14 protein-coding genes are annotated in these 12,850 nt (G+C 61.2%); 5 read left to right on the forward strand and 9 right to left on the reverse strand.

Annotated features, from left to right (window positions below):
- Positions 1-118: 118 nt before the first annotated feature.
- Positions 119-823, forward strand: a complete 705-nt coding sequence (locus D886_RS0113325) for a lipoate--protein ligase family protein (protein ID WP_027594407.1) — start codon at positions 119-121, stop codon at positions 821-823.
- Here D886_RS0113325 and crp read toward each other — a convergent pair.
- On the reverse strand, positions 820-1,464 hold the full coding sequence (crp, locus tag D886_RS0113330) for a cAMP-activated global transcriptional regulator CRP (RefSeq protein ID WP_027594408.1): 645 nt from the start codon (positions 1,462-1,464) through the stop codon (positions 820-822). The genes D886_RS0113325 and crp overlap by 4 nt on opposite strands.
- A gap of 191 nt (positions 1,465-1,655) precedes the next feature.
- On the opposite strand from crp, the gene D886_RS0113335 reads away from it, so the two are divergent.
- Entirely contained in the window at positions 1,656-2,078 is a 423-nt protein-coding gene (locus tag D886_RS0113335; RefSeq protein ID WP_027594409.1) for an OsmC family protein, read from the forward strand.
- Positions 2,079-2,200: 122 nt separating this feature from the next.
- Here D886_RS0113335 and D886_RS0113340 read toward each other — a convergent pair whose 3' ends face one another.
- The 6 genes from D886_RS0113340 to hemJ form a co-directional block, all read right to left on the reverse strand.
- On the reverse strand, positions 2,201-3,241 hold the full coding sequence (locus D886_RS0113340; protein ID WP_027594410.1) for a hypothetical protein: 1,041 nt from the start codon (positions 3,239-3,241) through the stop codon (positions 2,201-2,203).
- 10 nt (positions 3,242-3,251) lie between these two features.
- Entirely contained in the window at positions 3,252-3,899 is a 648-nt protein-coding gene (gene coq7 / locus D886_RS0113345) for a 2-polyprenyl-3-methyl-6-methoxy-1,4-benzoquinone monooxygenase (RefSeq protein WP_027594411.1), read from the reverse strand.
- A gap of 65 nt (positions 3,900-3,964) precedes the next feature.
- On the reverse strand, positions 3,965-4,303 hold the full coding sequence (locus tag D886_RS0113350; RefSeq protein ID WP_027594412.1) for a histidine triad nucleotide-binding protein: 339 nt from the start codon (positions 4,301-4,303) through the stop codon (positions 3,965-3,967).
- Between the two features lie 64 nt (positions 4,304-4,367).
- On the reverse strand, positions 4,368-5,150 hold the full coding sequence (locus D886_RS0113355) for an SDR family oxidoreductase (RefSeq protein ID WP_027594413.1): 783 nt from the start codon (positions 5,148-5,150) through the stop codon (positions 4,368-4,370).
- A gap of 68 nt (positions 5,151-5,218) precedes the next feature.
- Positions 5,219-6,175, reverse strand: a complete 957-nt coding sequence (locus D886_RS0113360) for a nitronate monooxygenase family protein (protein WP_027594414.1) — start codon at positions 6,173-6,175, stop codon at positions 5,219-5,221.
- Between the two features lie 26 nt (positions 6,176-6,201).
- Positions 6,202-6,627 carry a protoporphyrinogen oxidase HemJ gene (hemJ, locus tag D886_RS0113365; RefSeq protein WP_027594415.1) on the reverse strand — a complete coding sequence of 142 codons (426 nt, stop codon included), beginning with the start codon at positions 6,625-6,627 and terminating at the stop codon, positions 6,202-6,204.
- A gap of 142 nt (positions 6,628-6,769) precedes the next feature.
- Between hemJ and argC the strand changes: the two genes are divergently transcribed.
- Both argC and erpA read left to right on the forward strand, forming a co-directional pair.
- Positions 6,770-7,804: an N-acetyl-gamma-glutamyl-phosphate reductase gene (argC, locus tag D886_RS0113370; protein ID WP_008089527.1), complete on the forward strand. Its 1,035-nt coding sequence runs from the start codon at positions 6,770-6,772 to the stop codon at positions 7,802-7,804.
- 146 nt (positions 7,805-7,950) lie between these two features.
- Positions 7,951-8,301 carry an iron-sulfur cluster insertion protein ErpA gene (gene erpA, locus D886_RS0113375; RefSeq protein ID WP_027594416.1) on the forward strand — a complete coding sequence of 117 codons (351 nt, stop codon included), beginning with the start codon at positions 7,951-7,953 and terminating at the stop codon, positions 8,299-8,301.
- A 58-nt stretch (positions 8,302-8,359) separates the two neighbouring features.
- Here erpA and D886_RS0113380 read toward each other — a convergent pair whose 3' ends face one another.
- On the reverse strand, positions 8,360-9,451 hold the full coding sequence (locus D886_RS0113380) for an anhydro-N-acetylmuramic acid kinase (protein WP_027594417.1): 1,092 nt from the start codon (positions 9,449-9,451) through the stop codon (positions 8,360-8,362).
- A 3-nt stretch (positions 9,452-9,454) separates the two neighbouring features.
- Positions 9,455-10,876, reverse strand: coding sequence for a peptidoglycan DD-metalloendopeptidase family protein (locus tag D886_RS0113385; RefSeq protein WP_027594418.1), 1,422 nt, complete (start codon positions 10,874-10,876; stop codon positions 9,455-9,457).
- 217 nt (positions 10,877-11,093) lie between these two features.
- Between D886_RS0113385 and tyrS the strand changes: the two genes are divergently transcribed.
- Positions 11,094-12,293: a tyrosine--tRNA ligase gene (gene tyrS, locus D886_RS0113390; RefSeq protein ID WP_027594419.1), complete on the forward strand. Its 1,200-nt coding sequence runs from the start codon at positions 11,094-11,096 to the stop codon at positions 12,291-12,293.
- Positions 12,294-12,850: the final 557 nt, after the last annotated feature.

The following is a 12,850-nucleotide window of genomic DNA, read 5'->3' on the forward strand; positions in this document are numbered from 1 at the left end:
GCTTTTTTGTATGCCTGTAATGGCCCTTTCGCGGGTAAACCTGCACCCACAGGTACTTCGGCGCCCTTATGGCTGTGTTGAACCTGCGGGGATCGATAACAACATCAAAGGTGGATCAATGACCGATCAACCCCTGGCCCTGACCGTTGAACAAGGCCTGCATGCCGAACAGGACCTGCTGGCCGCCGTCTGCCGCGGCGAACGCGACAGCGGTGTGCTGTTTTGGCGCCCGACCGACCATGCCCTGGTCATGCCGCGGCGCATGAGCCGCCTGGACAACTTCGAAGCTGCCTGTGCCGAGCTGGCGATCGCTGGCTGGCCGGTGCTGTTGCGCGAGACCGGCGGTGAACCGGTGCCGCAGTCGCATGCCACGGTCAATGTGGCGCTGGTCTATGTGGCGCCGCGCGTTGAAGGTGACCATGGGCGCATCGAAAATGCCTACGAGCGCCTGTGCCTGCCGCTGTGTGAGGTGTTACGCGAGTGGGGCGGGGTGGCTTCGGTGGGCGAGATCGACGGGGCGTTCTGCGACGGCCGCTATAACGTCAACCTCAATGGCCGCAAACTGGTCGGCACGGCCCAACGCTGGCGCCAGGGGCTGGGTGGCAAACGCCCGGTGGTGTTGGTGCATGGCGCGTTGCTGCTGGATAACGAGCGTGAATCGATGGTCGCGGCAGTCAACCGCTTCAACGAATGCTGCGAACTGGAGCAGCGCTGCCGGGCCGATGCGCATATTGCCTTGCACGAAGTGGCGCCCCAAGCGCCCTGGTTCGAGCGCCTGTCACAGGCTTATGCCAAGGTGCTGGCCGATTTGCCCAAGGACTAACGGGTACCGTAGACCACCATGGTCTTGCCCTTGACCTGCACCAGGCTGCGTTCCTCGAGGTCTTTGAGGACGCGGCCGACCATCTCCCGCGAACAACCGACGATACGCCCAATCTCCTGCCGAGTGATCTTGATCTGCATACCGTCCGGGTGGGTCATCGCATCGGGTTGCTTGCACAATTCGAGCAGGCAGCGGGCAACACGCCCGGTGACATCGAAGAAGGCCAGGTCGCCAACCTTGCGCGTGGTGTTACGCAGGCGCTGGGCCATCTGGCCGCCCAGGGCGTAGAGGATGTCGGGGTCCTGGCGGGAGAGTTCGCGAAACTTGTCGTAACTGATCTCTGCTACTTCGCATTCAGTCTTGGCGCGGACCCAGGCGCTGCGCTGCTGCTCGCCTTCTACGGGCTCGAAAAGGCCAAGCTCGCCAAAGAAATCGCCATTGTTGAGGTAGGCAATGATCATTTCGTGACCATCGTCGTCCTCGATCAGGATGGTCACCGAACCCTTGATGATGAACGACAGTGTTTCGGCCTTGTCGCCGGCGCAGATGATGTTGCTTTTAGCGGTGTAGCGGCGGCGTTGGCAGTGCACCAGCAGTTTATCGATGTTCTTGATCTTGGCGGGTAGGGCGGAGGCAACCATCACGAAATCCTGTTCGATACGACGCATAGGTTTCTTATAAAGAGTGTCTGGCAGAACGCGCCAGTCATTTGGCGCCAGCTTATCAGACACTACAGAATGTTTCGGTACTAAACCGACACGTCTCGAGCTTTTCCGACAGCCACACAAGGTCTAAGCTGACACCCTTTTCCGAAATTTAGGAGTCCGGGTAGATGAAGGCACGTATCCAGTGGGCCGGTGACGCGATGTTCCTCGGCGAGTCGGGGAGCGGGCATGTCGTCGTGATGGACGGCCCACCCGAGGCCGGTGGCCGAAACCTGGGCGTGCGCCCGATGGAAATGCTGCTGCTGGGCCTGGGTGGCTGCAGCAGTTTCGACGTGGTGAGCATCTTGAAGAAGTCGCGCCAGGCCGTGGAAAGCTGCGAGGCGTTTCTGGAGGCTGAGCGCGCCAGTGAAGACCCGAAGGTGTTCACCAAGATCCACATGAACTTCGTGGTCAAGGGCCGTGGCTTGAAAGAGGCCCAGGTCAAACGCGCCGTGGAGCTGTCGGCTGAGAAGTACTGCTCGGCTTCGATCATGCTGGAGCGTGCAGGTGTCGAGATTACCCACGGTTACGAGATTGTAGAGCTGGGTTAAGTGCTGGATTGTTGGGGCTGCTTCGCAGCCCATCGCAGGCAAGCCAGCTCCTACAGGTTCAACGCAAGCCTCCGTAGGAGCTGGCTTGCCTGCGATGGGCCGCGAAGCGGCCCCTGCTATCTTCAGTCACGTAATGCCGGAAGGGCCATTCGCAACCATTGCGGTAAACCGTTTCTGAATACCTGGCTCAACCGCTCCCGCCGCTTCTGGTAAACCAGACCCAGCCAGATAACCCCCAGCCCAATCACCGTCACCACCACCGGGAACAGCAGCGATTCGGCGAATACCTCGTACGACAGGTAGCCCAGGTAAGCCGCCACGCCCAATGCCCCGAACACCATGAACACCGGCCTGCGTAACAGCACGGCGATGCCCATCAGGCCGATATTGATCAGGCAGTAGAGGGCCTTGCCCAATTCGCTACCGCTGTCCACCAGGGTCAACCCGCCCCAGAACGCCGCAAGCCCAGCCAGATACCCCCAGTGGGCGTAGTCCTCACGCGTGCGGCCGTCCACCACCAGAAACACCAGCAGCATGCCCAAGCCGAACCACAGCGACACTTCGCGTCGTTGTTCCCAGCTGAACGGCGAGCCATAGAACCATTCGCTGAGGTCCATCGACATGAACCACAGCGCCACGGCAATCGGCATCATGATGAACGGGAAGGGGATCAGCCTTAGCATGAGCAACCCGGCAATCACAGTTGCCGCTTCCATCATCAGCCAGCCACCCTGCACATAGGTGTAGTACTGGTGATAGGCGGTTTGCCTGTCATCCATCGGCCACCATCCCACCAGGCGCTCGATGGCGAATACCGCCAGCGGCACGATGCTGACCGCGACCGCCGCCAGTACACCGGCGGCAATCGGCTGAGCGCGCCGTTGCAAATTAAGGGCAAAGAGGGTTAGCAGGACGATGTACAAGGTGGCAATGGTCAGCAGTGCCCAGTCGCCGATCGACATCCAGGCTTCGGTCAGCAGCCAGCCCATGGCGGCCATGATGAGCAAGGCGCCGAAATAGAAGGCGACGTGCGCCAGCTGAAAGCTGCCACGTGTTGCCGGTTGCTGGCGCAGAAACTGCAGCAGGGCCTGGTCTTGGCCCGGCTGGAGGATGCCGGCTTGCACGGCACGCGCCAGGTCCTTGGCGCTGAAACGTTCCGTCATGGGGGTGCCTTCAGATGCGGTAAGTGCTTTTGGTCATGACCTTGGCCAGCAGGCTCATGCCGAAACGCACAGGGGCAGGGAAGCGATAGCCGCCCGCTTCGAGGGCAGATTCGGCGTGCTGCTCTTCATCGATGCGCATCTGCTCGAGAATTGCGCGGGACTTTTCGTCCTCGTGCGGGATTTGCTCCAGGTGTTCGTCCAGGTGTTTGCACACCTGATGCTCGGTGGCTGCGACGAAGCCCAGGCTGACCTTGTCGCTGACCAGGCCGGCGAGGGCGCCAATACCGAACGACATGCCGTAGAACAACGGGTTGAGCACGCTCGGGTGGCTGTTCAGCTGACGAATGCGCTGTTCACACCAGGCCAGGTGGTCGATTTCTTCCTCGGCGGCGTGCTCCATGGCTTTGCGTACCTGGGGCAGCTTGGCGGTCAGGGCCTGGCCTTGGTACAGCGCCTGGGCGCAGACCTCGCCGGTATGGTTGATGCGCATGAGGCCGGCAATGTGGCGGCTCTGGGCGTCGTCCAGGTCGGCATCCGGCTGGACGATGGCCGGGGATGGGCGGGACGGTTGGCCGCTGAAGGGCAGCAAGGTGCGCATGGCGGTATCGGCCTGCAGCAACAAGCGGTCGAGCGGCGAGTAGTGACGTTCGGTAGCCATCGGGCACCTCCGCAAGAGTGTGCCCGACAGTTTACCGCAATAGCGCAAGGGTCGCTTGCCCTGGATCAGCCCGGTGGCCAGTGCATCTGGCGTTGGCCAAGCACGTGCATATGGATGTGGTAGACGGTCTGCCCACCTTGCTCGTTGCAGTTCATGACCACGCGGAAGCCGTCATCGCAACCCAGTTCCTTGGCCAGGCGCTGAGCAGTGAACAGGATGTGGCCGGCCAGGCCTTTATCCTCTTCGGTCAAATCGTTGAGGGTGCGGATGTGCTTTTTCGGGATGACCAGAAAATGCACGGGCGCCTGGGGGGCGATATCGTGGAACGCCAGAACCTGGTCGTCCTCGTAAATGATCTTCGCCGGGATTTCCCGGTTGATGATCCTGGTGAATAAATCGTCCACAGCACTTGCTCCATGGTGAGGGTCCGGGCCGAGTGTACTCAGCCGGGCGCCGCTCGCCCAGTGGCTATTCCATTCCGACCGGGCAGTAGCGGCGATGGATTACCCCGGCGAGCTTGCGCACCAACCAGCGCGGTAGCAGGCGTGGCGCGAACGCCAGCCAGCGATTGCGTCGGCCGGGGGTGATCAGCGTGCGGTTTTTGTCCAGGGCACGCACGGTGTACAGCGCCACTTCCTCGGGGCTGAGGCAGCGCGTGCTGCCCTCGAGCCGCGGAATGCGCCGGCGCGAAGAGCGTACCGGGCCAGGGCAGAGTACCGAGACCTTGATGCCGGTGCGTTTGAGCTCCTCGCGCAATGCTTGGGAGAAACTCAACACATAAGCTTTGCTGGCCGCGTAGGCCGCCATCCAGGGGCCCGGTGCGACGCCGGCCAGGCCTGCGACATTGAGGATCTGCCCGCCACCCTGTACAGCCATCAGGTTGCCGATGGCATGGCAGAGGCGGCTCATGGCCAGGATATTGACCTCCAGCAGGTCCTGCTCGTCGGCCCACTCGTGGGCCAGGAATGGCCCGTAGGTGCGCAGCCCCGCGCAGTTGACTAGCAGGTCGATACGCCGCTCACCTTCTTCCAGCTCTAGCACAAAGCCCGAAAGGCGAAGCGGCTGGCTGAGGTCACAGGCGCGGAACAACACCTCGACACCGAAGCGTTGGGTCAGCTCGATGGCCACCGGCTCCACCGTTTCGCGCTGACGTGCCACCAGGATCAGATTGCGCCCGCGCCGTGCCAGCGCTTCCGCCAGGGCCAGGCCCAGGCCGCTGGAAGCACCAGTGATCATGGCGTAACGGGTCATGCAAAGGCTCCTGGGGGCTGAAGAGGGCGCCTAGTGTACAGCTTGGCTGGGCAAGGTGTTGCCTTTTGCTACAAGGCCTGAGCGCGAATACCCTGGCAGCGATCCAGGGCTTCCCGGTACTCGCTTTGCAGGCGTTCGATCAGCACGCGGGCGTCCGGCAGGTCATGGATATCGCCCACCCCCTGGCCTGCCGACCATACGGTTTTCCAGGCCTTGGCTTCGTCGTCGATCGGCTTGAGCTTGCCCAGTTCGTGGCCACTCTTGAGTGCGTTCATGTCATAGCCCGCCTGCTCCAGGCTCGGGCGCAGGAAACTCGCCGGCACACCGGAGACCGCCGGGGTGTGGACGATATCGACGGCATGGGCATCGAGCAGCATCTGCTTGTAGGCATCCTGCGCCTGGCTTTGCGCGGTGGCAATGAAGCGGGTGCCCATGTATGCCAGGTCCGCACCGAGCAGTTGTGCCGCGAGAATTTCATGGCCATGGTTGATGCAGCCCGCCAACAGCAGGGTCTTGTCGAAGAACTGCCGGATTTCGGCCACCAGGGCGAATGGGCTCCAGGTACCGGCATGGCCGCCGGCGCCCGCCGCGACGGCGATCAAGCCATCGACGCCGGCCTCGGCGGCTTTCTCGGCATGGCGGCGGGTGGTGACATCGTGGAACACCAGGCCGCCGTAGCTGTGCACGGCATCGACCACTTCCTTCACTGCGCCCAGGCTGGTGATGATGATCGGCACCTTGTGCGCTACACACAGGGCCAGGTCGGCCTGCAAGCGCGGGTTGGTCGGGTGCACGATCAGGTTCACCGCATAGGGGGCCGGTGCTTGCAACTGTGCCAGGCCTGCCTCGATCTCTTCTAGCCAAGCCTTGAACCCGGCACTGTCGCGCTGGTTCAGCGCCGGGAAGCTGCCCACCACGCCACTGGCGCAGCAGGCCAGAACCAGGCTCGGGTTGGAAATCAGGAACATCGGTGCTGCCACCACGGGCAGGCGCAGGCGTTGTTCGAGCGAGGCGGGCAATGACATGGCAAGGCTCCTGTAGGGGGTTACCGTCAGAACGGTTTGACCACCACGAGAATTACGATACCCAGCAGGAACAGCACCGGGACTTCGTTGAACCAGCGGTAGTAGACGTGGCTGCGGGTATTGGCGCCGCTGGCGAAGCGTTTGCGCTGCGCGCCGCACATGTGATGGTAGCCGGTCAGCAGGATGACCAGGGTGAGCTTGGCGTGCAGCCAGCCTTGGCTCAGCCAGCCCGGGGTCAGGTAGAGCATCCAGGCGCCGAACACATAGGTGGCGATCATGGCCGGGTTCATGATGCCGCGGTACAGCTTGCGCTCCATGGTCACGAAGCGGTCCTGGCTGATGCTGTCCTGGCTCTGGGCGTGGTAGACGAACAGCCGGGGCAGGTAGAACAGGCCGGCGAACCAGCAGACCACGCTGACGATATGCAGCGCTTTGATCCATAGGTAAAGCATTGAGGGAGTTCCTTCAGGTTTTCACGGTCGTCAGATAGTAGTGGTCAAGCGCCCGAAGGGTCACCCGAAGAGTTGTTACAGGCGGCTTGCGCCCCTATTATCGTGCGCTTTCCAGTGGGCTCGTTGATAAGGGGCAAGCGTTATGATCAAGGTCGGTATCGTCGGCGGCACGGGTTACACCGGCGTCGAACTGTTGCGTCTGCTGGCGCAGCATCCACAGGCCGAAGTGGCGGTCATCACTTCGCGCTCCGAGGCGGGCGTGGCGGTAGCTGACATGTACCCGAACCTGCGCGGCCACTATGATGGCCTGGCGTTCAGCGTGCCGGACAGCAAGGCCCTGGCGGCGTGCGACGTGGTGTTTTTCGCAACGCCCCATGGTGTCGCCCACGCCCTGGCAGGCGAACTGCTGGCGGCCGGCACCAAAGTGATCGACCTGTCTGCCGACTTCCGTCTGCAGGATGCTACCGAGTGGGGCAAGTGGTACGGCCAGCCTCATGGCGCGCCTGAGCTGCTCAAGGACGCCGTCTATGGCCTGCCTGAAGTCAACCGCGAAAAAATCCGCCAGGCACGCCTGATTGCGGTCCCGGGCTGCTACCCGACGGCCACCCAGCTGGGCTTCTTGCCACTGCTGGAGGCCGGCCTGGCCGACCCGTCGCGCCTGATTGCCGACTGCAAGTCGGGTGTCAGTGGTGCTGGGCGTGGCGCTGCAGTGGGCTCGCTGTTCTGTGAGGCTGGCGAGAGCATGAAGGCCTATGCGGTCAAGGGCCATCGCCACCTGCCAGAAATCAGCCAAGGCTTGCGCCTGGCGGCGGGCAAGGATATTGGCCTGACCTTCGTGCCGCACCTTACGCCCATGATCCGGGGTATCCACGCCACCCTGTACGCCACCGTGGCAGATACGTCGGTCGATCTGCAGGCGCTGTTCGAGAAGCGTTATGCGGATGAACCGTTCGTCGATGTGATGCCAGCTGGCAGCCACCCGGAAACCCGCAGCGTGCGCGGTGCGAACGTCTGCCGTATCGCTGTCCATCGTCCGCAGGGCGGTGATCTGGTGGTGGTGCTGTCGGTGATCGACAACCTGGTCAAGGGCGCGTCGGGCCAGGCGGTGCAGAACCTCAATATCCTGTTCGGCCTGGATGAGCGTATGGGCCTGTCCCACGCGGGCCTGCTCCCCTAACAGGGTAAGCTGGCACAGAGGCCCGCCGTGTGCGGGCCTTTTTGTGGGCGCGACTAAAGCCGCACAATTCTTGACCATTTTTCTCGGAGAAGCGGATAATGCGCGTCATCGAGTTTTATGGCGGCAACTGCGCCGGGAGAATCAGCATGAGCGTCGAAACCTTCACCCCTACCGGTCTGGAATTCACCCAAGGGGCAGCCCAAAAGGTGAAGACCCTGGTCAACGAGGAAGGCAATGAGCGTCTGAAGTTGCGTGTGTTCGTGACCGGCGGTGGCTGCTCGGGCTTCCAGTATGGTTTCACCTTCGATGAAGATGTGGCCGAAGATGACACCATCGTCGAGCGTGAAGGCGTGTCGTTGGTGGTCGACCCGATGAGCTTCCAGTACCTGGCAGGTGCCGAAGTGGACTATCAGGAAGGCCTGGAAGGCTCGCGCTTCATCATCAAGAACCCGAACGCCGCCACCACCTGCGGCTGTGGTTCTTCGTTCTCGATCTGATCACGGGCTGTACGAAAACGCCGCGCATTTGCGCGGCGTTTTGCATTCTGGCGGGGTGTTAAGCGGGGTAGATGGCGCCAAGCACGCGCAGCCCACGGGCTGCTGTCACGCTGGGGCGGTTGGCTGGAATGCCTTCCAGGCAGCAATGGGCAAGCCAGGCAAAGGCCATGGCCTCTACCCAGTCCGGGTCGACGCCATGCGCTGCGGTGCTGTCCACCTGGGCACCTGGCAACAGTTGGGCAAGCCGGCGCATCAGTGTGCCGTTGCGGGCCCCGCCACCGCACACCAGCAGTGCCTCAGTGCCTTGCTGCGCAGTGCACAGTGATTCGATGATGCTGCGCGCGGTCAGCTCCAGCAGGGTCGCCTGCACATCCTCGGCACGATAGGGCGGCAGCTGGCTCAGATGGCTGTGCAGCCACGCCAGGTTGAACACTTCGCGGCCTGTGCTCTTGGGGCCGGCGCCTGCAAAGAACGGGTCGCGCAACAGCGCCGCAAGCAAGTCCTCGATCACCACGCCACTCGCCGCCCAGGCGCCGTCAGCATCGTAATGCAGGCCGCGCGAGTGCTCGATCCAGGCGTCCAGCAGCACGTTGCCCGGCCCACAGTCGAAACCATGCACCGGCGTGTCGTTGGCAATCAGGCTGAGGTTGCTGAAGCCGCCGACATTAAGCACGGCGAGCCGTTTGCCCAGGTGGCCGAACAGCGTTTCGTGAAAGGCCGGGACCAGCGGAGCCCCTTGCCCGCCAGCGGCTACATCGCGGCGTCGGAAATCGCCGATCACGCTGATCTGGGTAAGCTCGGCAAGCAGTGCCGGGTTGCCGATTTGCACCGTGAAGCCGCGGGCGGGTTCATGGCGGATTGTCTGGCCATGGCTGCCGATGGCGCGGACAGCGTTGGCTTGCAAGCCCTGGCTCGCGAGCAGGTGGCCGATGCCTTCGGCTGCCAGGCTGGCCCAGCGGTTCTCGGCCAGAGCAGCGCGGGCAATCTCGTCAGGGCCGCTGGCGCAAAGGCTCAGCAAGTCCTGGCGAAGGTCGGTAGGCATGGGGATGTAGTGAGTGGCGAGCAGTTGAGGCTGCTCGCGCTGTTCGATCAGGGCGATGTCCAGGCCATCTAAGCTGGTACCGGACATGACCCCCAGATAAAGCGCCATGGCTTAGCGCTTGTTCGCTGCGAGCATGGTGGCCTTTTCCTGATCCATGCGGGCGATCAGTGGCTGGCTCTGCTGCAGGAAGCGTTGGCGTTCGGCCTTGGCGATCGGGTCGGACATCGGCACTTTCTGGCTCAGCGGGTCAACGTGAACGCCGTTGACCTGGAACTCGTAATGCAGGTGTGGGCCTGTGGAGAGGCCGGTGGTGCCGATGTAGCCGATGATCTGGCCCTGCTTGACCGAGCCGCCGGTCTTGATGCCTTTGGCAAAGCCTTGCATGTGGCCGTAAAGGGTCTTGTAGCGGTTGCCGTGCTGGATGATCACGGTGTTGCCGTAGCCGCCACGGCGCCCGGCCAGTTCGATACGACCATCACCCGCTGCCTTGATCGGTGTGCCGCGGGGGGCGGCATAGTCGACGCCTTTGTGGGCGCGGATCTTGTTCAGAATCGGGTGTTTGCGGCCAGCGGAGAAGCGTGAGCTGATGCGGGCGAAGTCCACCGGGGTACGGATGAACGCTTTGCGCAGGCTGTTGCCATCGGCGGTGTAGTAGCTGGTATTGCCTTGTTTGTTGGTGTAACGCACCGCAGTGTAGGTTTTGCCGCGGTTGGTGAAGCGCGCAGAGAGGATGTTGCCAGTGCCCACCACCTTGCCATCCATGACTTTCTGCTCGTACACCACGTCGAATTCGTCGCCCGGGCGGATGTCCTGGGCGAAGTCGATGTCGTAGCCAAGGACGCGAGCCATGTCCATGGTCATGCTGTGGGAAAGGCCGGCGCGTTGGGCGGAGGCCGACAACGAGCTCTTGATCACGCCATGGGCATAGGCCGTGCGGACCACGGGCTTGCTGATTTCGCGGTTGAAGGTGTAGCCCTTGGCGTTTTTGGTCAGGCGAATGGTTTCAAGGTTGCTGACCTTGCTGTGCAGGTTGGTCAGCTGGCCGTCCTTGTCGAGCTCGAACTGCAGCACCTGGCCGTGCTTGAGCTGGCTGAACTGCTTCGCCTGCTTGTTGCTGGCCAGCACCTCATGAACCGCGCTGGCTGGCAAGCCGACCTTGGCGAACAGGGTGGAGAGAGTGTCGCCACGCGCTACGGTGACTTCGCGGTGGCCGGGCTGCTTGGCGGCCTCGGCTACCGGTGCTGCTGCAGGCTTTTCCTGTTCAGCTTTCTCGGTGGCCGAATCGGCCTCTTCGATCTGGGCGAACGGCGAGCTTTGCTCAGCGTCAGCCTGCACCAGCGGCGCGGCCTTGGATTCTTCTTTCAGTCGCTCGACCGGGCTTTCCAGTTCGAGGTTGAGGGTGGTTTTCTTGGCTTCGACTTCGCTGGAGGGAAATACCAGCAGTGCCAGGCTGAGCAGGGCGGCGATGCCGCTGGCGGCCAACAGATGGCTTTTCGGATAAAGCGGGGGCGCTTTAGGCGGTTCGTTGGTCATAGGTAAGGTGACTTTTTGAAGAAAAGTGAATATGGAAAAGATGAATGACATGATGAAGATGAAATAACTGTATAAAATATAACCAAATCCATTTTCACGCAAGGGCGCGTAGACGCCGCAAGCCTGCGGTCAGGTCACATTCCGTTGCGAAACTTGTATTTGATGGCCGATCTTGTATGGTTGGCTCCCCTTGAATCTGAGCCTTGCGGGTCTGTCTATGAAGTCGGTTGAAGAGCAGCTGGCGCTTATCAAGCGCGGTGCGGAAGAAGTATTGGTCGAGTCGGAACTGGTGGAGAAGCTCAAGCGCGGCCAACCTCTGCGCATCAAGGCAGGCTTCGACCCTACTGCGCCTGACCTGCACCTTGGGCACACGGTGCTGATCAACAAGCTGCGCCAGTTCCAGGAGCTGGGGCATCAGGTCATCTTCCTGATTGGTGATTTCACCGGGATGATCGGTGATCCGAGCGGCAAGAGCGCCACGCGCCCGCCGCTGACCCGCGAGCAGGTACTGGATAACGCCGAGACCTATAAACAGCAGGTGTTCAAGATTCTCGACCCGGCCAAGACCGAGGTTGCGTTCAACTCCACCTGGATGGACACGCTGACGCCAGCTGACTTCATTCGCCTGGCATCGCAGTACACCGTTGCGCGCATGCTTGAGCGGGATGACTTCGACAAGCGTTACACCACCAATCAGCCGATCGCCATCCATGAGTTCCTCTACCCGCTGGTGCAGGGCTATGACTCGGTGGCACTGAAAGCTGACGTGGAACTGGGCGGTACCGACCAGAAGTTCAACCTGCTGATGGGGCGTGAACTGCAGCGTGCCTATGGCCAGGAAGCGCAGAACATCGTGACCATGCCGCTGCTCGAAGGGCTGGACGGCGTGAAGAAGATGTCCAAGTCGCTGGGCAACTATGTGGGCATCCAGGAAGCGCCAGGGGTGATGTACAGCAAGCTGGTGTCGATCCCGGACACGTTGATGTGGCGTTACTTCGAGCTGCTGAGCTTCCGCTCGATGGAAGAGATCGAGCAGTTCCGTGCTGATGTTGCCAATGGCGCGAACCCGCGCGACATCAAGATCAAGCTGGCGGAAGAGATCGTGGCGCGCTTCCATGGTGAAGAGGCTGCTGCCAATGCTCACCGTGCGGCGGGCAACCGAATGAAAGAAGGCGAGCTGCCAGAAGACTTGCCAGAAATCGAAGTTGCTGCGGCTGAAGACCTGCCGATCGCTGCCGTGCTGAACCGGGCGGGGCTGGTGAAGAACTCGGCGATGGCGCGGGATCTGCTGAATGGCGGTGCTGTTAAGGTAGATGGTGCGGTGGTCGATCGTGACTTCGTTTTTGCACTGGGCGCCACTCACGTTTGCCAGGCCGGTAAGAAGGCGTTTGCCCGGGTCACCCTAAAGGCTGAGTGATCGTTAGTAGGTGTAGCTATATAGAAGCGGGGAGGCCGACAGGCCTCCCCGCTTTGTTTTTAGCGATATTAAGGTTTCGTGAAATTAAAGGTTGACGGGGTTTCGAATCCCCTTATAATGCGCCCCACTTCCAGCGTGATTGGAACGAGAAACTCCTTTAGTATCAACGAGTTAATCGATTCAGGTAGTGTTGAAAGGGCTTCGATCGAAAGATCGTCAGCGGTTGAAAAGGTGGTTGACAGCGCTTCTAAACGCTGTATGATTCGCCTCCCGCTACGAGAGATCGCAGCGAGCCAAGTGTTTGAAGCTAAACGAGTTTCTCGCGAAAAACTTCAAAATAAACGCTTGACAGCAAATGAGGAAAGCGTAGAATGCGCGCCTCGGTTGAGACGAAAAGCTATTAACCAAACGCTCTTTAACAAATTGAATCAAGCAATTCGTGTGGGTGCTTGTGAGTATGGACTGATAGTCACAAAGATTATCAGCATCACAAGTGACCATGCGAGAAATCACATAGTCATTTGAGATTGCTGAGCCAAGTTTAGGGTTTCTTAAAA

The sequence above is a fragment of the Pseudomonas sp. LAIL14HWK12:I7 genome (assembly GCF_000483465.1).
Lineage (GTDB): Bacteria > Pseudomonadota > Gammaproteobacteria > Pseudomonadales > Pseudomonadaceae > Aquipseudomonas > Aquipseudomonas kermanshahensis.

Coding starts and splice junctions, on each gene's coding strand:
- D886_RS0113385 (WP_027594418.1), bottom strand. CDS start 10,876: ATGACCAACGAACCGCCTAAAGCGCCCCCGCTTTATCCGAAAAGCCAT.
- erpA (WP_027594416.1), top strand. CDS start 7,951: ATGAGCGTCGAAACCTTCACCCCTACCGGTCTGGAATTCACCCAAGGG.
- coq7 (WP_027594411.1), bottom strand. CDS start 3,899: ATGGCTACCGAACGTCACTACTCGCCGCTCGACCGCTTGTTGCTGCAG.
- argC (WP_008089527.1), top strand. CDS start 6,770: ATGATCAAGGTCGGTATCGTCGGCGGCACGGGTTACACCGGCGTCGAA.
- hemJ (WP_027594415.1), bottom strand. CDS start 6,627: ATGCTTTACCTATGGATCAAAGCGCTGCATATCGTCAGCGTGGTCTGC.
- D886_RS0113355 (WP_027594413.1), bottom strand. CDS start 5,150: ATGACCCGTTACGCCATGATCACTGGTGCTTCCAGCGGCCTGGGCCTG.
- tyrS (WP_027594419.1), top strand. CDS start 11,094: ATGAAGTCGGTTGAAGAGCAGCTGGCGCTTATCAAGCGCGGTGCGGAA.
- D886_RS0113325 (WP_027594407.1), top strand. CDS start 119: ATGACCGATCAACCCCTGGCCCTGACCGTTGAACAAGGCCTGCATGCC.
- D886_RS0113340 (WP_027594410.1), bottom strand. CDS start 3,241: ATGACGGAACGTTTCAGCGCCAAGGACCTGGCGCGTGCCGTGCAAGCC.
- crp (WP_027594408.1), bottom strand. CDS start 1,464: ATGGTTGCCTCCGCCCTACCCGCCAAGATCAAGAACATCGATAAACTG.
- D886_RS0113380 (WP_027594417.1), bottom strand. CDS start 9,451: ATGGCGCTTTATCTGGGGGTCATGTCCGGTACCAGCTTAGATGGCCTG.
- D886_RS0113360 (WP_027594414.1), bottom strand. CDS start 6,175: ATGTCATTGCCCGCCTCGCTCGAACAACGCCTGCGCCTGCCCGTGGTG.
- D886_RS0113335 (WP_027594409.1), top strand. CDS start 1,656: ATGAAGGCACGTATCCAGTGGGCCGGTGACGCGATGTTCCTCGGCGAG.